The sequence below is a fragment of the Variovorax nivicola genome (assembly GCF_051216475.1).
Taxonomy (GTDB): Bacteria; Pseudomonadota; Gammaproteobacteria; order Burkholderiales; family Burkholderiaceae_C; genus Variovorax.
In genome coordinates, this window is record NZ_JBPJZK010000005.1 from 604353 (window position 1) to 626632 (window position 22280).

General features: G+C 67.1%; 23 protein-coding genes. 3 read left to right on the top strand and 20 right to left on the bottom strand.

The annotated features are described in order from the left end of the window. Positions 1-29 precede the first annotated feature (29 nt). The 20 genes from ACSFBF_RS23070 to ACSFBF_RS23165 form a co-directional block, all read right to left on the bottom strand. Positions 30-506 (bottom strand): hypothetical protein, encoded by a 477-nt coding sequence (locus ACSFBF_RS23070; RefSeq protein ID WP_097199654.1) that lies wholly within the window; start codon positions 504-506, stop codon positions 30-32. Next, the gene (locus tag ACSFBF_RS23075; RefSeq protein WP_435471012.1) at positions 503-1984 is read right to left on the bottom strand and encodes a dicarboxylate/amino acid:cation symporter; all 1482 of its coding nucleotides are present in this window, start codon (positions 1982-1984) and stop codon (positions 503-505) included. The genes ACSFBF_RS23070 and ACSFBF_RS23075 overlap by 4 nt, the downstream gene beginning before the upstream one ends. Continuing rightward, positions 1957-2691: a cysteate racemase gene (gene cuyB, locus ACSFBF_RS23080; RefSeq protein WP_435471014.1), complete on the bottom strand. Its 735-nt coding sequence runs from the start codon at positions 2689-2691 to the stop codon at positions 1957-1959. Before cuyB ends, ACSFBF_RS23075 begins: the two co-directional genes overlap by 28 nt. A gap of 13 nt (positions 2692-2704) precedes the next feature. Then, on the bottom strand, positions 2705-3979 hold the full coding sequence (locus tag ACSFBF_RS23085; protein ID WP_093058209.1) for a dicarboxylate/amino acid:cation symporter: 1275 nt from the start codon (positions 3977-3979) through the stop codon (positions 2705-2707). A gap of 23 nt (positions 3980-4002) precedes the next feature. Beyond that, positions 4003-5037 carry an ABC transporter substrate-binding protein gene (locus tag ACSFBF_RS23090; RefSeq protein ID WP_435471017.1) on the bottom strand — a complete coding sequence of 345 codons (1035 nt, stop codon included), beginning with the start codon at positions 5035-5037 and terminating at the stop codon, positions 4003-4005. Further along, positions 5034-5240, bottom strand: a complete 207-nt coding sequence (locus ACSFBF_RS23095; protein WP_435471019.1) for a hypothetical protein — start codon at positions 5238-5240, stop codon at positions 5034-5036. Before ACSFBF_RS23095 ends, ACSFBF_RS23090 begins: the two co-directional genes overlap by 4 nt. Before the next feature lie 39 nt (positions 5241-5279). After that, entirely contained in the window at positions 5280-5669 is a 390-nt protein-coding gene (locus ACSFBF_RS23100; protein WP_093078883.1) for a DUF4280 domain-containing protein, read from the bottom strand. Positions 5670-5672: 3 nt separating this feature from the next. Further along, entirely contained in the window at positions 5673-6398 is a 726-nt protein-coding gene (locus tag ACSFBF_RS23105; RefSeq protein ID WP_435471021.1) for a toxin-antitoxin system YwqK family antitoxin, read from the bottom strand. A 13-nt stretch (positions 6399-6411) separates the two neighbouring features. Then, positions 6412-8358 carry a type VI secretion system Vgr family protein gene (locus ACSFBF_RS23110; RefSeq protein WP_435471023.1) on the bottom strand — a complete coding sequence of 649 codons (1947 nt, stop codon included), beginning with the start codon at positions 8356-8358 and terminating at the stop codon, positions 6412-6414. A gap of 3 nt (positions 8359-8361) precedes the next feature. Next, the gene (gene tssH / locus ACSFBF_RS23115) at positions 8362-11094 is read right to left on the bottom strand and encodes a type VI secretion system ATPase TssH (protein ID WP_435471025.1); all 2733 of its coding nucleotides are present in this window, start codon (positions 11092-11094) and stop codon (positions 8362-8364) included. A gap of 14 nt (positions 11095-11108) precedes the next feature. Then, on the bottom strand, positions 11109-12113 hold the full coding sequence (gene tssG / locus ACSFBF_RS23120; RefSeq protein ID WP_435471027.1) for a type VI secretion system baseplate subunit TssG: 1005 nt from the start codon (positions 12111-12113) through the stop codon (positions 11109-11111). Further along, positions 12110-13891 carry a type VI secretion system baseplate subunit TssF gene (tssF, locus tag ACSFBF_RS23125; protein WP_435471029.1) on the bottom strand — a complete coding sequence of 594 codons (1782 nt, stop codon included), beginning with the start codon at positions 13889-13891 and terminating at the stop codon, positions 12110-12112. Before tssF ends, tssG begins: the two co-directional genes overlap by 4 nt. A gap of 1 nt (position 13892) precedes the next feature. Continuing rightward, positions 13893-14354, bottom strand: coding sequence for a type VI secretion system baseplate subunit TssE (tssE, locus tag ACSFBF_RS23130; protein ID WP_435471031.1), 462 nt, complete (start codon positions 14352-14354; stop codon positions 13893-13895). Between the two features lie 29 nt (positions 14355-14383). Next, entirely contained in the window at positions 14384-14866 is a 483-nt protein-coding gene (locus tag ACSFBF_RS23135; RefSeq protein ID WP_093058217.1) for an Hcp family type VI secretion system effector, read from the bottom strand. Positions 14867-14930: 64 nt separating this feature from the next. Then, complete coding sequence (gene tssC / locus ACSFBF_RS23140; RefSeq protein ID WP_435471034.1) at positions 14931-16430, bottom strand: type VI secretion system contractile sheath large subunit; 1500 nt, start codon at positions 16428-16430, stop codon at positions 14931-14933. 60 nt (positions 16431-16490) lie between these two features. Then, on the bottom strand, positions 16491-17084 hold the full coding sequence (gene tssB / locus ACSFBF_RS23145) for a type VI secretion system contractile sheath small subunit (protein ID WP_435460894.1): 594 nt from the start codon (positions 17082-17084) through the stop codon (positions 16491-16493). Positions 17085-17564: 480 nt separating this feature from the next. Continuing rightward, the gene (locus ACSFBF_RS23150; protein WP_007829428.1) at positions 17565-17804 is read right to left on the bottom strand and encodes a hypothetical protein; all 240 of its coding nucleotides are present in this window, start codon (positions 17802-17804) and stop codon (positions 17565-17567) included. 163 nt (positions 17805-17967) lie between these two features. Continuing rightward, the gene (locus ACSFBF_RS23155) at positions 17968-19110 is read right to left on the bottom strand and encodes a phosphatidate phosphatase App1 family protein (protein WP_435471036.1); all 1143 of its coding nucleotides are present in this window, start codon (positions 19108-19110) and stop codon (positions 17968-17970) included. Further along, positions 19107-19637, bottom strand: a complete 531-nt coding sequence (locus ACSFBF_RS23160) for a dihydrofolate reductase (RefSeq protein WP_435471038.1) — start codon at positions 19635-19637, stop codon at positions 19107-19109. Before ACSFBF_RS23160 ends, ACSFBF_RS23155 begins: the two co-directional genes overlap by 4 nt. 5 nt (positions 19638-19642) lie before the next feature. After that, on the bottom strand, positions 19643-20482 hold the full coding sequence (locus ACSFBF_RS23165; protein WP_435471040.1) for a thymidylate synthase: 840 nt from the start codon (positions 20480-20482) through the stop codon (positions 19643-19645). A gap of 36 nt (positions 20483-20518) precedes the next feature. Between ACSFBF_RS23165 and nthA the strand changes: the two genes are divergently transcribed. The 3 genes from nthA to ACSFBF_RS23180 are packed head-to-tail and all read left to right on the top strand — an operon-like array spanning position 20519 to position 22172. Next, a complete protein-coding gene (gene nthA / locus ACSFBF_RS23170; RefSeq protein ID WP_435471042.1) occupies positions 20519-21148 on the top strand; it encodes a nitrile hydratase subunit alpha in 630 nt (209 codons plus the stop codon). Continuing rightward, the gene (nthB, locus tag ACSFBF_RS23175) at positions 21145-21813 is read left to right on the top strand and encodes a nitrile hydratase subunit beta (RefSeq protein ID WP_435471044.1); all 669 of its coding nucleotides are present in this window, start codon (positions 21145-21147) and stop codon (positions 21811-21813) included. The genes nthA and nthB overlap by 4 nt, the downstream gene beginning before the upstream one ends. Further along, on the top strand, positions 21810-22172 hold the full coding sequence (locus ACSFBF_RS23180; protein WP_435471046.1) for a nitrile hydratase accessory protein: 363 nt from the start codon (positions 21810-21812) through the stop codon (positions 22170-22172). The genes nthB and ACSFBF_RS23180 overlap by 4 nt, the downstream gene beginning before the upstream one ends. Positions 22173-22280 lie beyond the last annotated feature (108 nt).

The following is a 22280-nucleotide window of genomic DNA, read 5'->3' on the forward strand; positions in this document are numbered from 1 at the left end:
CGGTGTTCACTGGCGAGGGTCCGGGTTGTTCAGCGTGTGGTCGACACGTCGAAGCTTTGAACGTCGAAGCGGGCGACAACGGCGCCCTTGAGGTCTTCCACCCGCACGCGATTGGCGCCGGGCGTGGTGTAGTTCGCGAAGACGAGCACTGCCGCCACGCGCTGCGAGCCGAAGGCGCTGGAGGGCACGCGAATCGTCTGGCCCGGCACCAGCTCCCACGAGAGGTACGACAGGCTCTGCGGAAAGGTCTTCTGCAGGTCAGCGCGTGCGCCGAACCACTTGGCCGCGGTGAGCTCGGTGACGCGGGCGAGCATGGTGTCGTCGAGCACCATCACCACGTCGACCGCCACCGGGCTGTTCTGGTTGGCATCGGGCGAGGCCGACAGCGTGAGCTCGCTCCAGTTCACGCGCGTGCCCTTGGGAAACAGGCTGCCGCATGCGGCCAGCTGCGAGAGCAGCAGCAGGGCGGCGATCCATCTGAAGAGAGAAGTCTTTGTGCGGTTCATCGCGAGATTCCAGGGTTCGCCGCGGCCGAAGTTGCATACGCGGCGGAGGGCTGCGCCTGCCGCGCTCCCACGGCAATGCCCATCAGCAAAATCAGCAGGGAGGCCAGCACGCTGCAGCCCGCCAGCAGCATGACGTTTCCGCGCGTGAGCACGAAGCGCAGCGGCTGCACGGGCGCCGCATCAGCGGTGGGCGTCGTCACGCGCTCCGACGGCAGGCCCGCCGACACGACGGAAATCAGCACGCAGGTGGCCAGCAGCGTCAGCAGGTTGCGCGGCCCTTCGCAGATCAGGTCGATGGCCAGGAACAGCGCCAGCGCGGCCTCGATGGGCAGTTGCAGCATCGACAGCACGATGCCCGCGTAGCCCACGTTGGTCAGGCTGTTGTTGCCCGCCGATGCAAAGGCCGCGACCGTCGCGCCCATGCCGATCATTGCGATGTCGGCCGCGCTGAGCGTGCGGTCATAGAGATTGGCCACGAACAGTGCCAGCAGCACGTAGTACAGCGCCGAGCCCGCGCGCAGGAACACCGAGGCAGTGGGCACCACCAGCTCGACGATGCCGCGGCTGAAGCCCAGCCGTGCGCTCATCGCCTCGATGGTGTGCGGAATGCTGGCCGTGGTGCTCGACGACATCAGGCTCACCAGCATCGGCGTCTTCAGGTGCTGCAGCACATCGGCCAGCGGCTGGTTGCCGCGCTGGTGGATCACCGCGATGGCGCCCGCGGCCAGCAGCGCCACCAGCGCCACGAAGTGCAGCAGGAAGCCGCTCATGGCGCGGATGGTCACTGCGTCGGTCTGCGCGAACACGTGCGCAGACATGCCGAAGGCCACCACCGGCAGCAGGATGTTGGCGCGCGCGATGATGAGTTCGAGCGTGCGGTAGATGCCTTCGAACATGTGGTTGAGCGCGGCGTGCTGTGTGCGCGCCAGCGCGGCAAAAGCCAGGCCGAACAGCAGCGCGCACGACAGGATGCCCAGCGAGCGCCCCTCCACCAGCACGCGGAAGAAGTTGTCGGGCACCAGCGTGACGCGGGGGCGCTCGATGGCCGTTGCCTGCGTGCTGCTGTCGTGCAGGCGCATTTCGAGGTCGCCGCCGTCGCCGGCCTGCTGCACCAGTTCGCCCAGGTGCTCGCGCGATTCGGCGTCCAGGTGAGCGCCCGGTGCGTTCACCCAGCCCAGCGCCAGCCCGGTGGCCGCGCAGCTCATCACCAGCAGCAGCGCAAGGCCCGCGATCATCGCGATGCGGCGTCCCGGAAAGGGCAGCCCCATGGTCTGGCGCAGGCCGAAGAAGGTGGCGACCACCAGCAGCGGAATGGCCGCCATGCTCACGATTGCCAGGTAGACCAGCGCCGCCGTGTACCCCACGTCGCCCACCATGGGCGCATAGACGCCCACGACACCGCCTGCCGCCATGCACAGCAGCAGGGCGAGCAGGCTGTGGGACATGCGCGTCAGGAAACCCATGTCGGCTTGTTCCATCCCTTGTCGAGCGCGAAGGCGACCGTGGCGCGGGCCAGCTCCAGCGAGCTGTCGATCAGCGTCAGCGCGCTGTGCCCGGCGGCGTTCGCGGCCTTTGCGGCGATCGGCAGTTCCGTGCAGCCCATGATGACGGCGGTGGCACCTGTGGCGGCCAGTGCTTCCAGCGCACGCTCGAAGGCCGCCGCGCCGGCCTGCACGTCGCCGCCCTTCACGGCGCGGATGCAGGCGTCCACGTGGTCCTGGCCGGTCGTGGCGTCGGGCACGAGAAAGTCGATGCCGCGTTCGCGCAGCGCCTGCTGGTAGAAGCCCGAGGCCAGCGCGCCGCGCGTGGCGAGCACCGCCACCCGCACCGGCCGTTCGCTCGGTGCAGTGGCAATGGCGGCCACGCACGACTGCGCGATGTGGATCACCGGTGCCCGGCTGTGCTCGACCATCTGCGCATACCAGTGGTGCGACGAGTTGCAGGGAATCGCGATCACGCCCACGCCGATGTCGTTGAGCACGTCGATGCCCGCGAGCAGCGCGCTCAGCGGGTCGGGCCCCGTGCCCAGGATGGCGCTGGAGCGGTCCGGCACGTGCGGCAGGTTCGCCACGATCACCGGCAGGTGCTCCTGGTCGCGCGTGGCGGGAGTGAGCTGGATGATCTTTTCCATGAAGTCCACCGTTGCCGATGGGCCCATGCCGCCGAGAACGCCGATGCGTGACATGAGTGCGTGCTCCCTAGATCTTCAGTGGCCGGGGGCACACGACAGCGACCGCCGCGGTGTTGCCGATGACCAGCACCAGCGTGCGCAGCATGTCGCACACCGGGTCCACCGCCAGGAACAGGATGAACGCCGCCTCGAAGGGCAGGCCCAGGTAGGTGCAGGTCATGCCGATCAGCGACACCGTTACCAGCCCCGTCATGCCCGCCGAGGCAAAGCCCGCGAGCACCGAAGAGGTGAGCACGATGCCGATCTCTACCGGCGACAGCGAGCGCCCGTAGATCTGCGCGATGAAGAGCGTGGCGCACACGTAGTACACGACCGGCCCGATGCGCAGCAGCGACACCGTGAGCGGCACCAGCAGCTCGACCCGCGAGCGCGCGAAGCCCAGCCGCGTGACCAGGCTCTCGATCATGATCGGCATGCAGGTGGCGCTGCTGCGCGTGGCCAGCGCCAGCGCGAAGGGGCCGCGCATGGCATTGAGCGTTTGCCCCAGCGTGCCGTTGGAGCGCTTCCAGATGATCACGCAGGCCACCGCCAGCAGCACCGTCGACACCACCAGGAAGGCCAGCACGAAGGCGCCCATCGCGCGCAGCGGCTCGATGCCCGTCTTGCCCAGCTGCGCCGCGCTCATGCAGAACAGCACCACGGGCAGCGGAAAGCTCAGCCAGCGCATCAGCGTCTGGCAGGCGTGATAGACGGTTTCGAGCGCCTGCGTGAGACCGTCTGAAATGCGCGTGGGCACGTGCCCCACCGCCAGGCCGAAGAGCAGCGCGAACACCAGCGTCTTCAGCGTGTCGCCGTTGGCCAGCGCCGTGAAGATGTTGGCGGGCACCAGGCTCACCAGCATGTCGGCGAAGCTGGCGGTTTTCTTCACTTCATCGGTGCCGCGCAGGCTCATGGCTGTGTCGCTCGCGCTCAGGTCGCCGCCGACGATCTGGCCGAAGGTCTGCATGGTGCTGGCCGGCAGGTTCTCGCCGGGGCGAAGAAGCAGCAGCGTGGCCGCGCCGGCAATGGCCACGAAGGCCGAGAACGCGAGGAACACCAGCGCCACGCGGCCCAGCAGGCTGGCCGTGCCGCCGTCGCGAAACAGCCGCTGCAGGCTGAAGATCACGGCCGAGACCATGAAGGGCAGCGTGATCATCTTCAGCAGGTCGACGTAGATGTCGCCCACGAAGCTGAGGGTGGTGGCGAGCGGGGGCGCGAGCATGCCGAAGGCCACGCCGGCCCCGAGGCTGATGATCACGACCCAGGGGTTGAGGACGAAGGCGTAGAGCTTGGAGGAATTCATGATGGGTGCGTGTTCTTTGCGGCTCAGCGGTCGAGTGCCTGCAGCACCTTCTGGATGTCCAGCTTCTCGGTGCGCTGGGCGAGGAACTGGTTGACGTAGGCCAGCAGCGTGGTGTCGGTCACGGCCACGCCGATGCCCAACGTGTCTTCCAGGTCCTTCAGCGTCACGGTGCGCAGCACCAGCGACACGGTCGGGTCAGCCTTGAGCACGCGCTTGACCTCGAACTCGTCGCGGTAGGCGCTCACGATCTCGCCCTTGTGCAGGGCCACCAGCACCTCGTTCCACGTCGGAAACTCCTGCACCTTGGCGTGCGGGAAGTTGGTGCGCGCGTAGTCCGCGAAAGAAGACTTGGCGATCACGCCGATGCTGCCGTTGAAGTTGCGAATGACCTCGGGCAGCGGGCGCCCGTGCGAGATCTGCGCGAACTTCACGCGGTTGAGGATCAGCGAGTGGTTCAGCGTGAGGTAGGCGTCGCTGAACGCAATGGTCTGCGTGCGCGCCAGCGTGCGCGACAGCTTGCTGATGGCCAGGTCGGCCTGGCCGTTGGCCAGCAGGTCGACCACCGCGTTGAAGGTGCCGGCCTCGCGGTTGAAGCGCAGCTTGACGCCCAGTTCCTTGGCGAGCGACTGCGCCAGGCCGACCTCGAGTCCGGTCCACTGGCCGGCGTCGTCGAAGAAGAAGAACGGCGGCGTGTCGACCTTGAGCATGGCCACCACGAGCTCGCCGCGCGTCACGATGCGCGCGATGTCGGGCGCGAGCAGGCGGCCATCGGGCACGCGCACGAGGCCGTTGGTGAGCACGGGCGCCGGTGGTGCGACAGGGGCTGCCGGCTCGACCGGGAATGCGGGCGCGGGCGCTGTGGCGGCGGGCGCAGCGAGTGCGGCAGGCACGGCGATCACGCCCTGCGCCACGGGCCGTTCGCCCGCCGCGCTGGCGGAGCCACCCGCGCAGAGGCCGGCCAGCGCCAGCAATGTTGGAAGGGCGAGGCGACGCAGCGCGCTGTGCATGCCCGTGAGGTGTCGTGTGTTGTTCGACATGCTTGGATCTACTTTGGTCATTGGGTGGAGGCGGCGGGAGCCGGTGCGGCTGCGGGGGCAGGTGCGGGGGAGGGCGACTGCAGCGGCGCGGGCGCCACGGCGGCAGGAGCAGCAGCGATGGGCGCGGGCGCCAGCAGCTTGCCGATCTCCACGCCCATCAGGAACAGGAGCACGCACAGCAGTACCAGGCAGGTCACCGTGATGGCGACCATGCGGGAGCTCATCGTGAAAACGTATTGCGACATGAGTAGGTAGTGACCGTGTCAGGGAACCATTGAAGTGAACTGCCCCGGCACGACGACCTGGATCACGCCGCCCCAGTTGCATGCGAGCTTCGAGCTGTCCTGCAGGGCGGGCATGCTGCCGACCAGCACCGTGGGCGAGCCGGGCGCCCAGGGCGCGGCCGTTACCGGAATGCAGGGCATCGGCGTGAAGGCGCCGAGCGCGGCGGCGGTGGCTGCGGCCACCATCGGGTTCGACATGCTGTTGCAGGTGCCGAAGGGCAAGATGTTGGCGATCGGCTTGTTGTCCATGATGGTGGCCGCCGGCACGCCGCTGGTGACCACGGCGTTCACGGGCAGCACCACGAGGTTGGAAGGCGCGGCGCCGAAGCTGCACTGCAGCGTGGCTCCCATGCAGACGTGCATGCCCATGGCTCAGCCCCCCCTCACGAGTTTTTCCAGGCTCTTCATGAAGCCCGGCGATGCGGCTGTCTCCACAACCTCGTGGCCGGCCTGGTCGAAGCGGCGCGGGTTGCCGTGCGACTTGCCCTGGCGGTACGCGATTTCTTCCATCAGCTGGCCGTTGGGCCAGAAGCGCCGCAGCGGGCCGTGCAGCACGCTGGCCACGTAGGTGGACGACTGCGCCACGCCGCCGCTTGCCAGGTAGTCGAGCACTTCACCATCGAGCAGGCCGGCGCGGTACTGCTCGCGCCGCACCATGCGGCCTTCGTTGTAGTAGGTGGCTTCGCCTTCGAGGCGGCCGGCCACGTAGCGCAGCCGTGCCGTGACGTCGCCCGATTCGGCGTATGCCACGGCATCGCCATGCAGCGTGCCGCGCACGTGCTGATGCGTCTGCATGAGCTTGCCGCTGGGGTAGTAGCTGCGCGTGGTGCCTTCGGCCACGCCGCCGAAGCGCTGCGTTTCCTGCAGCAGCTGGCCGCGTTCGTCGAACAGGCGCATGGCGCCGTGCGGCACGCCGGCCTGGTAAGAGGCCTCCATCGCGGGCTTGCCCGCGGCCGAGTAAACCTGCATCGGCCCGTGCGGCACGTCGCCGAGGAACGACGCGCGCACCACCGTCTGGCCAGCGCCGTCGAGGGCTTCGCGCACCGCGGCCTCGGGCACCGAGGCCAGGTCTTTTGTTGGGAGGGAAGAAAGTGCCATGGCGTTCAATCGTTCAATTGATCTTCACAAGACCGCCCTTGAGCGTGACCATGCCGCCGCCTTCGACGGCGTTCATGCCCGAGGCCTTGCTGCTGATCGAAGGCGCTTCGTTCGACAGCGAGGCGCCGCCCTTGGCCGAGAACGCCACGCCGGCCTCGGCCTTGAAGTTGACGCCGGCGTTGGCGCCCAGGTCGGTGCCGGCCTTCAGGTCCAGCGTCTGGGCCGACTTGATGAGCAGCGTGCCCGTCACGTCGATCACCAGGTTGCCCGTGACCTTGAGTTCGTAGTTGCCCGTGACCGTCTGCGTGAAGTTGGCCTTGTTGTCGTGCGTCTCGTCGCCTGTGACGTCCAGCGCGCGCGTGCCCTTCACCGAGTGGGTCTCGTTGCCCGTGTCGACCTTGACCGTGCGGTTGCCCTTCGTGACGGTGTGGAGTTCGTTGCCGGCCATCACCGTGGTGGTCAGGTCGTTCTCGATTTCCACGCGCATGTCTTTCTGGGCGTGCATGTAGAGCTCTTCGGCGTCTTTCTTGTCCTCGAAGCGCATCTCGTTGCCCGCCGTTCCGGTCTTGGTCGAGCGTGAGCGGATGGTGCTTTGCGACGACATGCTCGGCAGAGCGACCGGCGTGACGTGCGTGCCGTTGTAGACGCGGCCCGAGACCAGCGGCCGGTCGGGGTCGCCGTCTACGTAGCTCACGATCACCTCTTGCCCAATGCGCGGCAGGAAGAGCGCGCCCCAGCCTTCGCCGGCCCACATCTGTGAGACGCGTATCCAGCACGAGCTTTTCTCGTCTTTCTTGCCCACGCGGTCCCACGGGAACTGCACCTTGATGCGCCCGTGCTTGTCGGTCCAGATTTCTTCTCCGGCTGGCCCCACCACCTGCGCGGTGTGGTTGCCCGCCACCACCGGTCGTGGCGTCAGTCGCGGCGGGCGGAAGGGCATGTCGGGAGGCAGGGTCTCGAAGTTGTTGCTGTAGTGCTCGTGCTCGGCGTGGTGCCGCACGCTGTGCACCACGTGCTTCGTGTTGAGGTCTTCGCGCGGATGCTCTTCCAGCATGAAGGTGGTGCCTGGCATCAGGTAGTGGCAATGGCTGTCGCCGCGGCCCGACTGGCTGCCGGTCTGGTGTGCTTCCAGACGGATGCGCGCCCGCGCATCTCCGGACGACAATGGCACGCGCGAGGGGTATTCGTAGTCGAAGCCGCGTCCGATGGCGGCTTCGCGCTTCGCCAGCAGGCTGGTGTCGGGCGTGAGGAAGTCGTAGTCGTCCACCGCATGCGACTTGGTCACCAGCCGTGCGTCCGACTCGAAGCGGGTAACGGCGTGCGTGTGCGCGTAGCCTTCCTCGCTGCTGCGCACGAAGAGATTTTCCGCGTGAGGGCAAGGCATGCACGCCGGGTTGTTGTCGGCCAGCACCAACGTGTGCGCACCGTCCGCGAAGGTGAAGAAATAGAAGATGCCTTCCTCTTCCATCAGGCGCGAGACGAAGTCGAAGGCTGTCTCGTCGTAGCGCACGCAGTATTCGCGAGGTGCGTAGGTGCCCTGCAACTGCAGGCTGAAGGCCACGCCGAATTCGCCGAGCACCTTCTGCAGGATGTCGGGTGTGCTCATGCTCTGGTAGATCACGCGGTCGCGGCCCAGCGTGAGCAGCCACATGCGTGGCACGAGTTCGAGCGAGTAGGTCGCGAAGTCCCGGTTGCTGCCCAGGTAGGTGAAGCGCGAGACGATGCCGTTGAAAAAGCGGGTTTCCTTCTCGGGCCGCTGCAGCGCAACCGTGGCCGAGGTGCCGATCAGGTCGTCGGCCTTCAGCGTGCCCGAATGGCCGCGCATGGTGAGCGAGCACGCGAACAGCTGCGACAACCCCTCGGTGGCCTGGAAGGCGTCGAGCACCAGTTCGTCCGGCCCGAGCACGGTCTTCACCGTCAGGAAGGCGGCGTGCTGGGTGAAGCCTTCGCGCATGTTCATCTATCAGCTCAGCGTTGCCGGTTCGAAGCTGAAGGCGAACGCGCCGTCGCCGTCCATGCCCATGTGCACCGCGGTGAACGCGGCGGCCATCGAGATGCGCTCCAGCACCTGGCGCGAGAGTTCGGGCAGCACCGCGTGGGCCAGGATGTGGTCGATGTTGCGCGCGCCGCTGTCCACCTCGGTGCAGCGCGCGGTAATGGCGTCTTCCACCTGCACGTCCCACGTGAAGGTTGCGTGGTGGTTCAGCGCGAAGCGCCGCGCCAGCTTGCCGAGCTTGAGGTTCACGATCGAGCGGATCTGTTCGTCGCCCAGGTGGTGATAAGGCACCAGCGCCAGCCGGCCCAGGAAGGCGGGGCTGAACTGCTTGAGCAGCTCGGGGCGCAGCCGCTCCACCAGCTCCTCGGGGTCGGGCCTGCGCCCGCCCTGCGAAGCCTGCGTGATCACGTCTTGCGCGGCGTTGGAGGTGAGCAGGATCAGCGTGTTCTTGAAGTCGATCTGCACGCCTTCGCCGTCTTCCATCGTGCCCTTGTCGAACACCTGGAAGAACAGCTCCAGCACGTCGGGGTGGGCCTTCTCCATTTCGTCGAGCAGCACCACGCTGTAGGGGCGGCGGCGCACGGCCTCGGTCAGCACGCCGCCGCGCCCGTAGCCCACGTAGCCGGGCGGCGCGCCCTTCAGGCTGGAGACGGTGTGCGCCTCCTGGAACTCCGACATGTTCACGGTGATGACGTTGCGCTCGCCGCCGTACAGCAGGTCGGCCAGCGCGAAGGCCGTCTCGGTCTTGCCCACGCCGCTGGGGCCCACCAGCATGAACACGCCTACGGGCTTGCCGGGGTCGTCGAGGTCGGCGCGGAAGGTGCGCACGCGCCGCGCGATGGCATCGAGCGCATCGTCTTGCCCGACCACGCGCTCGGCGAGCTTCTCTTTCAGGTTGAGCACCGTGTGCAGCTCGTCGGTCATCATCTTGCCGACCGGAATGCCGGTCCAGCCGGAGATGACCTCGGCCACCATCACGCCGTCGACGCACACGGGCACCATGGGCTCGTCGCTCTGCAGCGCCTCCAGGCCCTTCTCGAGGCGGCGCAGCGCGGCGGTGAGCAGCGTGGGGTCGTTCTCTTCGTTGGGCGGCGGTGCGTCGTCGCGCAGGCTGTCGGCGATCTTGCGGCGCAGCGCGACGATTTCCATCACCGCGTGCTTTTCTTCGTCGACCTTGTCGGACAGACGCTTGTGCTTCTGGCGCAGCGTGTCGAGCCGTGCGGTGAGGGCGGCGATGGCGTCCTGGTGGTCGCCGCCGGTGGCGGCTTCATGGCGCAGCACGCGCAGCTCGCTCTCCCCCGTGGAGATGTCGCGCGCGGCCGATTCGAGCTCGGCCGGCAGACCGTTCTGCCCGATGGCCACGCGCGCGCAGGCGGTATCGAGCACGCTGATGGCCTTGTCGGGCAGCTGGCGGCCGGTGATGTAGCGGTGCGAGAGCTTGACTGCCTCGCGCACGGCGTCGTCGATGATTTCCACGCCGTGGTGCTTCTCCAGCGTCTCGACCATGCCGCGCAGCATGTCGATGGCAACTTCTTCGCTCGGCTCCTCGACCTTCACGACCTGGAAGCGCCGCGCCAGCGCAGGGTCGCGCTCGACGTATTTCTTGTATTCGGCCCAGGTGGTGGCGGCGATGGTGCGCAGCTCGCCGCGCGCAAGAGCTGGCTTGAGCAGGTTGGCCGCGTCGCCCTGGCCCTCGGCACCGCCCGCGCCGATGAGCTGGTGCGCCTCGTCGATGAACAGGATCACCGGCGTGGGCGAGGCCTTGACCTCGGCGATGACCGACTTGAGCCGGTTCTCGAACTCGCCCTTCACGCCGGCGCCCGCCTGCAGCAGCGCAAGGTCGAGCGAGCGCACGGACACCTGGCGCAGCGCGGGCGGCACGTCGCCCAGCACCACGCGTTGCGCGAAGCCTTCGACCACGGCTGTCTTGCCGACACCGGCCTCGCCGGTGAGGATGGGGTTGTTCTGCCGGCGGCGCAGCAGCACGTCGATGATCTGGCGGATCTCGCCGTCGCGTCCGCGGATGGGGTCGATCGCGCCGTCGCGCGCGAGCTGCGTCATGTCGACCGTGTACTGGTCGAGCGAGGGCGTGGCCGAGTTGTTGCGGCGCGCGGTGGGCATCTGTAGCGGCGGCGCACCGGCGTCTGGAGCTGATGGCGCGGCCGACTGGTTCGCGGCAGGCGTCGAAGCTATCGGCGCGGCGGACAGTGCCGAAGCGGCCGCATCTTCAGGCGACGACTGCAGCAGGCCGGCGAGTTCGTCGCGCAGCGTGCCGCGCGGAATCTGCAGCAGCGCGGGCGCGGCATCGACCAGGCGGCCGCGCAGGCGGTCTACATCGAGCAGCGCCAGCATCAGCGTGCCCGAGCGGATGTGCTGCTGGCCCAGCAGCATCGAGCTCATGAGCCAGGCCTCCTGGAACAGCGGCGCGAAGTCGGGCGTCAGGCTCGGCGTGCGGCCGTTGCCGCGCTTGAAGGTGTCGAGCGACTTCTGCAGCTGCGCCTGCACGGTGTCGGGGCGCAAGCCGAAGCGGCCGAACACCAGCCGCAGGTCGGGTGCGTCGTTGTCCACCAGCTTCAGCAGCAGGTGTTCGAGGTCGACGTTGTAGTGCGTCTGCTGCACGCACAGCTCGGCGGCCTGTTCCATGGCGCGCTTGCATTCCGGGTTGAGCCGGCCGAGCAGGGTGCGGATGTCGATGTCCATAAGGCGTGTTCGGGTCAGGCGCCGGGCGCGTCGCCGCCGTCGCTGGTCAGGGTGTGGTGAACGGGCGGCAGTGCGCCGCGAAAGGTCGGGCCAGCGACCCACGAGGTCCAGCCCAGTCGCATCGGGTTCGCGGCGCCGAGCACGCTGCTGCGCAATTCGGTGGGTGCGAGGCTCAGCTCCATCTCGACCTTCAGGTCTTGCGGAATGAAGCGGCGCACCAGCCATTTGGCGAGCGCGTGGTCGGCGCCGCGTGGCAGCAGGGCGCGCAGGCGCCGCTGGCTCAGGTTGCTGAATGTGAGGCGAATGCCGGCGCCCTGGTCCCACACGCGCTTGCCGAGCACGGCGCCGCCGCCCAGCGGCGTGCGCATGTTCAGCCGGGCCGAGGCATCGGGTTCCAGCGCGAGCCAGCGGCCGCGGAACTGCGTGCCGTGCACCTGCACGCCGAGGCGGTCGCGCAGCAGCGCCAGCAGCGCGGTCATGCCGCGCGGCGCGCCGCCGAGCAGGCCGGCATGGCGCAGCCACAGGGCGGAGCCGTCGGGTGCGCGCACGCCGGCGCGCAGGCCCAGCGCGCTGGCTGCATCGAGCGTGGATGCCAGGGTGGAGCTTGAAGGCGACTGCGGGTTGAGCGCCACATGGTGCTTGCGGCGGCTGCGGTACAGGAACGCCAGGAAGCGGTGGTTGAAGATGTCGAGGAAGTCGGCCGTCGCGTGGTCGCGCTGCTGGCGGCGCTCCAGCAGCATCTCGGTGAAGGGCATCGGCAGCGGGCCGCCGCTGCCGCCCAGCGAAAGGGCGGGCGTGGTGAGTTCGAAGGGCTCGCCGGTCTGTGCATCGGTGCCGACTTCGCGCACGTCGCTGGCCTCGAACGCCAGCGTGACGAAGGCATGCAGCCGCACGGCCTCGCGTTCGCGCGGGCCTTGCGAGCGGCCCACGGGCACCGCCTCGGGCGCGGCGCGCTCGAGCAGGCTGATGGCCTGGAACAGATTGAAGTCCTGCGGGCGGGCGGTGAGTTGTTCGATCACAGCACGACCTGCCGGCCCGTCATCGGGGCCCATTGTTTTCTGACCTCTTCGCCGTTGCGCACCACGAGGCGAACGAAGGAGTTCACCGAGGTGTACATCGCGAAGAAGCGCGCGAGCACGGCCGACATCATGAGAGGGGAGCCGCCGACGAAGGCGTCGTCCTCGAATTCGAGCGTGACCTGCGTGCCGCGGCAGTAGCCGCGCCAGGCTTCGGTGCCCACGTGGGCGGTGACGCCGCGCGCCGAGAGCCCGGCGATGCCGCGGATCTGCGCATGGTCGCGCCGGCTGTCGGAGGCGAACAGCAGCAGCATCTCGCGCAGCTGCTCGCGGCCGGTGGAGCCGTCAACCAGCGACTGGTGGTTGAGCGTGAGCAGCGACACCAGCCGCCACAGCGTTTCGCTGCCCAGCGGCGGATCGCGCTGCGCGGTGGGTTCGTACAGGCAGCGCACGTGCGTGGGCTGCGATGGGCCTTCGGCCACGAGGCGCGCGCCCACGGGCACCTGCTCGGCCAGCCGCCGGTTGGTGCACAGCAGGTGGGCATACACCACGGGTTGCGCGGGTCGGCTGTGCGTTTTGCCCTGGTCGACGAAAGACAGGAACACGTCGGTGCCGGGAATGTTCTGGCGCAGGCAGGGCTCGCGCCGTGCGGCCCAGAACACCGCGCCGCCCTGCGCGCCCTGTGCGCCATCTACGTGGCCCAGCGCGGCGAAGCCCGGCACGTCGACAGGCTTGTCGGCGTCCGGGTCGGAGGCGATCACCGAGACGATGGAATGCACCTCGGTGGTGGCGTCGCGCTGGCGGTCGGGCACCAGCATGTATTCGTAGTGGCGCTGGTCCATCACCAGTGGCTCGCTCACGCGCGGAAACAGGTTGACGATGGGCGTGCAGCCGAGCTGGAAGTTGTCGGCATCGATGTGCCGCAGCGCCCTGGTGGCGCGGTCGAGCTGGAACACCAGTTCGCAGCTGCGCCCGCGACCCAGGCGCGAACGCAGGTGATGCAGGTCGAAGAAATGAAACTTGCGCGGAAACGCGAAGTACTCCTGCAGCAGGCCGTAGGCAGGCTGTGCGTTGGCGGGCTGCGGCAACACTTCTTCGCCTTCGGCAAAGCCGACTTCGCGCCATGCGTCGGCAGGCAGCATCTGGAGCGCGCCGCCTTCAGGGGTGACACCTACCGACTTCACGCCCGACACCAGTGCGTCGTACAGCGGCATCGTGGTCATCCAGTCGCCTTGCAGGTGGATGCGCAGGCTGTCGATCTCCAGCTCGGAGAAGTCGGCTTCAGCGTCGCATTCGAGCGTCACCCGCAGCACGGCGTCGGCGTCGATGGCGGCGTGCGCGATGCGCAGCGGCCACAGCACGGTGTCCCATGCGGTGCGGAAGCGGCACTCCTGCGACTGCGTGGCTTGTGTCCTCGCATGCAGCATGGTGTGGCGCGGCACGCGGAAGCCCGCCGTGACCTTGCCCTGTGCCGGATCGAGCCCGAACTGCGCCACCGACATCGAGGGCAGCGGCTGCACCAGCGACGGGCAGAGGTTGTCGAGCAGCGCGTAGGCGACGTCGGGAAATTCCTGGTCGAGGTCGCGATGCACGCGCGCCGACAGGAAGGCCACCGACTCGATCAGTCGTTCGGTGTGTGGGTCCAGCGATTCGCCGCCGTGCAGCGAGAGGCGCGAGGCGACCTTGGGATAGCGTTGGGCGAAGTCCGACCCCTGTCCTCGCAGGTAGGACAGTTCGCGCTTGTAGTACTGCAGCAGGTCGCTGTGCTGGATGTCGGACACGTCAGGCGACCTTCACCAGGCTGTCGGGCGTGCCGAGCAGCATTTCGAAATCCACGTGGCGCAGCGCGAGCCCGGCCCGCGCCTGCGCGCCGATGCGCACCAGCGCCACTTCATGCCGGTTGGGCGTGGCGCTCACTTGCACGCTCACGTCCGTCAGGCGCGGCTCGTAGCGCTGCACCGCCTGGCGCAGCGTGGCCGAGAGCTGCTGGAGGTCGGCGGCGTTCTGCGCGCTGAGCGCGGAGAAATCCGGAATGCCGTACTCCAGCACCGTGCCGCTGCCCTGCGCATAGTCGGCGGCCGACAGCGGCGAGCGCGTGTTGAACAGACGGCGCAGCTCACGACCAATGGAGTCCTGCAAGGACTCCATTGTTTCGAGATGAGCAGCGCCGCGGACGTGCTCGGACGGCGCCGACGCCAGCCGGTCGAACAGGGGCGCGACGCCCCCTTTGATGAGTTCGGACACGGTGGGCGCCGGGTGTCAGCGTCGAGCCGTCATGCGACCGCGACGTTCTTCGAGAGATCCCAGCCGAACGGTGCGATGCCTTCCTGGCCGCCTTCTTCCTTCTGCTTCGTGTACTCGACCTTGATGGCCGCGTAGTTCAGGGAGACGCTTTCCTGCGGCAGGTCACCGCCGCTGGACACCGAGAGGCCGCTGAGGATCACGTCGGTCAGGGTCACGACCATCAAGGGCAGCAGGCCGCTCTTGTCTTCGCGCGGGAAGGTGATGATGGTGTCGCCCGCGAACACCTCGCCGCCGGCGAGCTTCTGCAGCAGCTGGGGCGTGGCCGAGTCGCTGGTGCGGGTCACGGTGATTTCGGAGAAGCTGGGCTTGCCCGCGGTGCGTTCCTGGTTGGAGGTGCCCGCGGTCACGGCGAGGCCGGCGCCGAACTGGAAGCTCTGGACTTCCAGTTCGTCCTTGTGGCCCTCGATCTGGGTTTGGCCGGTGACACCTGGGATCTTGAGATAGATAGGCATGTGAATGTTCTTTCAGTAAGTCTGTTGGTTCGTCTGTCGATGCAGATGAATGAGAAGGGGGCGATCAGGCGGCGGCAGCCGGCAGGTCGGCGACCAGGCGGATCGAGGCCGAGAGTTCCTCGAGCTGGAAGTGCGGCTTCAGGAAGGCGATGGCGCGGTACGAGCCCGGCTTGCCCGGAACTTCGGTCACGTCCACGCGGGCCTGGCTCAGCGGGTACTTGGCCTTCATGGCCTGCGGCGCCGAGGGGCTCACCAGCACGTAGTTGGCAACCCAGTTGTTCAGGTGCTTCTGCATGTCGGCCTGCGTCTGGAAGCTGCCGATCTTGTCGCGCACGATCACCTTCAGGTAATGCGCGAAACGCGAGGCCGCCAGGATGTACGGCAGGCGAGCCGAGACTGCCGCGTTGGCGTTGGCCGAATCCTTGTCGTACACCTTGGGCTTGTTCACGGTCTGGCCACCGAAGAAGGCCGCGGTGTTCGAGCCCTTGGAGTTGACGATGGCGATGAAGCCGAGGTCGCTCAGTTCCTTTTCGCGGCGGTCGGTGATGGTCACTTCGGTCGGCGGCTTCAGGGCGATGTCGCCTTCGTCCGTCTTGTAGGCGTGGGCCACCATGCCGTCGACCTTGCCGCCGCCTTCGACGCCGCGGATGGCCGTGGTCCAGCCGTACAGCGAGTGAGCCTGCGTGATGCGAAGGCCCAGCTGGTAGGCCGCGTTGGCCCACAGGTACTTGCCGTGGTCGGTGCCGTCCACGTCTTCTTCGTAGTTGAAGTTCTCGACGGGAATGGTCTTGGCGCCGTAGGGCAGGCGAGCCGCATAGCTCGGCAGCACCAGCGAGACGTAGCGCGAGTCTTCCGATTCGCGGAAGCCGCGCCACGAAGTGAGCTCGGCGCTCTCGAAGGTCTTGGACAGGTCGCGCGGAATGCCGAGTTCGGTGAACGACTTGAAGTCGAACAGGGCGGGCGCAGCGGCTGCGATGAAGGGCGCGTGCGCGGCGGCGGCCACGCGGGAGATGCGCTCCAGCAGGGCGATATCTTGCGGGTGGCGGCCGAAGTAGTAGTCGCCGATCAGCAGCGAATAGGGGTGGCCGCCGTAGGTGCCGTATTCCTCTTCGTAGATCTTCTTGAAGAGCACGCTGGTGTCGTGGTCGACGGCGGTCTCCAGGTCCTTCAGCAGGTCTTTCTTGCTCACGTTGAGCAGGCGCAGCTTCAGGTTGCTGCCGGTTTCGGTGCCCGACACCAGGTCGTGCAGGCCGCGCCAGGAGGCTTCGAGGGCCTGGAACTCGGGGGCGTGCAGGATCGCGTTGAGCTGGTCGGTCAGCAGGCGGTCGATTTCGGCGACGCGCTCGTTGATCAGCGTGACCACGCCCTTGTCGGGGCTGGTCTTCATGCCTTCGTCGAGGATCTGCGAAGCCAGCTGACCGATCAGCTTCTTCGCGTAGGCGCCCTGCGAAGGCTCGGTCGTCATGTTGCCTTCGAGGACGATCTTGTCGAGCAGACCGAGGTCACTGGTCGTGACGGTGGTTGCTGCGCTGCCGGCTTCAGCGGCTTTGGATTTGTTGGCCATCTCTATCACCATTCAAAAGTTGCCGGATCGCGCCCGAAGGGCTGCGGCCGGCGTGGTTGATCACGCTGCCGGTGCTTCGGCTTCGGGGGACGATTGGGTTTCCGCAGCCGCTTGCGGGGCTGCGGCTGCGGCCGGGGCGGCTTGCGCGGGTGCGCTGCCGGCTTCGGCCCTGGCCTGGCTCTGGACCGTCTTCAGGTCTTCGGTGTTCAGCAGCACGCGCTCGAGCAGGTCGTCGAGTTCGTCGTTGCCGTCGAGCTTGGCGAGCAGGTCGCGCAGTTGCTGGCGGGCTTCGAGCAGCTTGGCCAGGCGGGGCACCTGGTCCACGATGGCTTCGGGGTGGAAGTCGCTGAATTCCTTGAAGCTCAGTTCGATCTTCAGGTTGCCTTCGCCCTTCATGGTGTCGGGCACCGAGAGGTCGAGGCGGGGGGTGATGTTGCCCAGAACTTCATCGAAGTTGTCGCGGTCGATTTCGACGAAGCGGCGCTCCTTGAGCTTCGGCAGCGGTTGTGCAGGCTGGCCCGACAGGTCGGCCAGCAGGCCCACGACCAGCGGCAGCTCCTTCTTTTCGACGGCGTCGCCGATCTCCACGTCATAGGTGATCTGGACGCGCGGCGGACGATTGCGTCCTACCCAGTTTTGCAGGCTATTCGACATTTTTCGCTCTCAGAAAAGGTTGAATTGACAAGAACACACGTTGAAATTTCTCGACGCTCTTCGCCTGGTTGGGGCGGTGCGCGGTCCGTTGCCGTTGCAGTCCCGGCATGCATCAAAGACGGATGGAAGATACAAATCGAGATATTTGCTAACAATCCCCAGAATTGGGGAGGGGTCCCGTTTGCGCTGGACAAAACTCAATGAAAACAAGTACCTGAGCTTTGTAAAGTTACACAAATGAGTGATTTGTCACGCAAGTGGGTAGCCGAATGCTAGGCAGACGCGCCGGCTGGCGCATCGGACCAAAGTTCAATGACAGGAAGGCGGGGGCGGTGCTATCGCGCGCGTGCTCCCGCGTGCGCGGGACGGCGCGATGTGTAACCGGAATGGAGGACCCGGGGAACCCGGGTGAGCGCAGCGCGGGGCTGCGTCAATGGCGCGAACGTCGCGGGTTTCGTGCGAAGCCGCGGGGGCGCCTTGCTAGAGCTCGATGAATGCCGAAGTGGCTTTGTTGAGTGCCAGTTTTCCCTTGGCGGTGATCGATTCGACCTGCGCCAGCTGACGGATCGCGCGCGCATCGGGGGCGCGGTCCGAAGGCGGAATGAAGGCAGTCACCAACTCTGCCGCACGCAGCACGCGCAGCCTGTCGATGTCAGCCGGCGTGTGAATAACGTATGGCAATTTCTGCTCGGCGATAACCCGTAGAAATTCCATGGACATGAGCCGTCTCCTTTTGGTTGAGGGCGTTTACGGCATTGTGCGCACAAACAATTAGCGTTGTCTAAACCCTGCGCCGCGCATGCCTTTCCTCGGGTGTACCGAAGTGTTCCTTTCGCGCTGCTGGAGCCACGAAGGTGCCAGTTTGTTTCCGGTAACTCGGCAGCTAGTTGAGCGCCTGCGCCGGCCACGCCGTGGTGTCCGGCATCACGATGTGCCATCGCACCGGATCGATGCCTTCGAAGGTCGCGCGATAGCGATCGGAGGCGCGGTCTTCGCCCGTCACGTCGCGGATCACGATGCTGTCGATGCGTTGCGAATGCGAGTGAAACGTTTGCGCGTAGATCTCCGGATCGGCTTCGCCCGAGTCACCCACCAGCACGAAGCGGCGCTGCGGAAATTCGGTGAGCAGCCGGTTGATCACGCCGAGCTTGTGCTCGCGCGAATCCTGCTCGCCGGGAATCAGCGTGCGCCACGTGGTGCTTTCGCGCAGATGCATGCTGCCCGCGGGAAAGTCGGCGTTGCGAATGAAATCCGAGAGCGCCGGGTAGAGCTGGATCGGACTCGCCGAAAGGTAATGAAAGCGCGTGTCGGGCGTCTTCGCCAGCGCGCGGTACCAGGCCGCCATGCGCGGCGCGGCCTCGAAGCGGCGCGCGAAAGTGTTGAGCAGCATCTCGCGCCGGTCGCGCACCTGCGTGTGCTTGATGGTGTCGTCGATGTCCGAGATGACCGACACGCCTTGCGCGGGCACAACCAGCGCATGGCCCCTGAAGCGATGCAGCAATTCGCCCGGGCCGGTCACGCCATGGAACTGCACCCACTCCTGCGGTGATGGCGACGTTGGCAGCAGTGGCGCGCGCGGTGCGTCGATCACGATGCGCAGGTTGCTGCGGCCGTCCTTGCCCGATGGCGGCATCGTCACGCGTGCCGGGCTGCCGTCGAAGTCGACGTCGATCACCTTGTCTTCTTCCGACTCCGCATGGAACAGCGCGGTGCGCTGGTTGAAACGCAGGCGCGCGGCGGGCGAGAGCTTCTTCAGGCTCAGGCCGAGATAGCGTGCGAGGGCAGTGTTGAGCCCCCAGCGATGCTCGCGCTCGAAGATCCACGCGTGGATATCGACTTCGAGCCGGCCGTCGACGGTGGGGCGCGCCGTGCCGGTCATGAAGAGCGCTTCTTCGTCGGGCTCGAGCGGCTCTGCTGCCTGCACTGCTTGCAGCGGCGCGAGACCCGCGATCAGTGCGGCGCTCGCCACCAGCGACCGGCGCCGCAAGTCCGGCAAGGGCAGTCGGTGGGGAGCGCTGTCGCTCATTTCGTCGTGGGGGCGACGCGCTCGTAAGTCACGAAGCTGAAGCCCAGGCCTTCCTTGGCCGAGACATGCGATTCGCGTTGCGTCTCGCGCCACGCGGCGGCGTCGAGTTCAGGAGCGTAGGCGTCGCCTTCGTAGTCGCGCGCAACCTCGGTCACCACGGCGCGTTGCGCAAGTGGCTCGGCCTCCGCGTAGATCTGCGCGCCGCCGATGACCCACACGACATCGGGAGCATCGGCCTTCGATGATTCGCAAAGCGATAGCGCTTCTTGCAGGCTGCCCGCGCGGAATGCGCCTTCGGCCTGCCAATCGGCCTGCCGCGTCACCACGATGTTCTGCCGGCCCGGCAGCGGCTGGAAGCGCGGCGGCAGCGAGTCCCAGGTCTTGCGGCCCATGATCACCGGCGCGCCCGCGGTCTGTTGCTTGAAGTGCGCCATGTCCTCCGGGATGTGCCAGGGGATGGTGTTGTTCGCACCGATCACGCCGTTGGCTGCGCGGGCGAAGATGATGTTGATGCGGGGCTTGCTCATTCCGCTCACACCGCCACGGGTGCCTTGATCGGATCGCCGTGCCGGTAGTCCAGCACCTCGAAGTCTTCGTACTGATAGTCGAAGATCGAGTCTGGCTTGCGCTTGATGTTCAGCGTCGGGTACGGATACGGCGTGCGGCTCAACTGCAGCGCGACCTGTTCGGCGTGGTTGCTGTAGATGTGGCAGTCGCCGCCGGTCCAGATGAAGTCGCCCACGTCGAGGTCGCACTGTTGCGCCACCATGTGCGTGAGCAGCGCGTAGCTTGCGATGTTGAAGGGCACGCCCAGGAAGATGTCGGCGCTGCGCTGGTACAACTGGCAGCTGAGCTTGCCGCGTTCGCCCTCGACCTGCGGTGGCGCCACATAGAACTGGAAGAAGGCATGGCAGGGCATCAGCGCCATCTTCGACAGCTCGGCCACGTTCCATGCGCTCACGATGATGCGGCGCGAATCGGGGTTGGTCTTGAGGGTCTTGATGACGTCGGAAATCTGGTCGATGTGGCCGCCATCGGGCGTGGGCCAGCTGCGCCATTGCACGCCGTACACCGGGCCCAGGTCGCCGTCTTCGCGCGCCCATTCGTCCCAGATGGTGACGCCGCGCTCCTTGAGCCAGTTGTTGTTGCTCGAGCCGGTCAGGAACCACAGCAGTTCCTGGATGATGGACTTCAGGTGCACCTTCTTCGTGGTGACCAGCGGGAAGCCCTCGTTCAGGTCGAAGCGCATCTGGTGGCCGAACACGCTCTTGGTGCCGGTGCCTGTGCGGTCGCTCTTGAAGACACCATGAGTGTCGACATGGCGCATGAAATCTTCGTACTGGGAGCGGACGGGGCGAGTGGGCGAGGTCATGTTGGGAATTTTACGGGGCGGCGCTAGCATTGGCCGATGACCGGCCATGACCACTCCCACGGACACAGCGAACTCAGCGAGATGGACCTGCGCGTCCGCGCCCTCGAAAGTGTGCTCACCCAGAAGGGCTACATCGACCCCGCCGCGCTTGATGCGCTGATCGACACCTACCAGACCCGCGTCGGCCCGCGCAACGGCGCGCGCGTGGTGGCTCGGGCCTGGGTCGATCCGGTCTTCCGGCAGTGGCTGCTGGCCGATGCCACTGCGGCGATTGCTTCGCTGGGCTACACGGGCCGGCAAGGCGAGCACATGGTGGCGGTGGAGAACACCGACGAACTGCATCACATGGTGGTCTGCACGCTGTGCAGCTGCTACCCGTGGCCGGTGCTGGGCCTGCCGCCGACCTGGTACAAGAGCGCGCCGTACCGCTCGCGCGTGGTGAAAGATCCGCGCGGCGTGCTCGCCGATTTCGGCACGACGCTGCCCGAGGCCACGCGCATCCGCGTGTGGGACTCGACCGCCGAGGTGCGCTACCTCGTGATTCCGCAGCGACCTGCCGGCACCGAAGGCCTGAGCGAAGACGAACTCGCCGCGCTGGTCTCGCGCGATTCGATGATCGGCACGCGGCTGGTCGAGGCGCCCGCCGAAGAGGGGAGCGCTGCATGAGCTACGTCACGAAGGCTGACCTTGGCGGCCAGCCGGGTTTCGGCAAAGTTGTGCCGGAGCCCGAGGGCGAGCTGTTTCACGCGGCCTGGGAGCCGCGCGCGCTGGCGCTCGTGCTGGCCATGGGCGCGACCGGTTCATGGAACATCGATGCGAGCCGTGCCGTGCGCGAGACGCTGCCGGACTATCGCGACCTGAGCTACTACCAGATCTGGCTCAGTGCGCTCGAACAACTGATGCTGCAGCGCGGACAGATCTTTCCCGACGAGATCGCGAGCGGAGAGATGCACCACGCGCCCACGCCCGTGGCCCGCGTGCTGGAGGTGGCCAATGTGCCGGCCGTTCTCGCCAAGGGCTCGCCGACCGAGCGGCCGGCCTCGGCCCCGGCGCTCTTCGCCATGGGCCAGCCGGTGCGCATGCACCACCTCGGCAAGGTCGACCATCACACGCGGCTGCCGGGCTATGTGCAGGGCAAGCGCGGCACCATCGTGCACGTGCATGGCGCGCATGTGTTTGCCGACAGCCATGCGCAGGGGCTCGGCGAGCAGCCGCAGTGGCTCTACACGGTGGAGTTCGATGAAGCCGAGCTCTGGGGCAGCGATGCGCCGCGCCAGAACCTCTTGGTGTCGGTCGATGCGTGGGAAAGCTATCTGGAGGCTGTGGCATGAAAGACATGCCCCTTTCGCCCGGCATGCCGCGCGATGCCGATGGGCCCGTGTTCAATGCACCCTGGGAGGCGCAAGCCTTCGCGATGACGCTGGCGCTGCATGAGGGCGGCCTGTTCACCTGGCCGGAGTGGGCCGAGGCGCTGGCTGGGCAGATCGCCGCCGCACAGGCCTCGGGCGATCCCGACACTGGCGAGACCTACTACCGCCACTGGCTTGCCGCGCTCGAAGGCATCGTGGCCCGCAAGGGCGCCAGCTCCGATGCCGAACTGGCTCGCTACCGCCACGCCTGGGACCACGCGGCCGACCGCACGCCGCACGGCCAGCCGATCGAGCTGCGCGGCGAGGACTTCCCCGGCTAGAGGTGCGTGCTGGTGCGGTGTGCCGCGGCCCGCATCGTGCTTGACCCGCTCTCGAAGCGGGTGCTAGCCTGCCGCCGCTTCCCCGTCCCTCCACAGAAAGCACAGAAC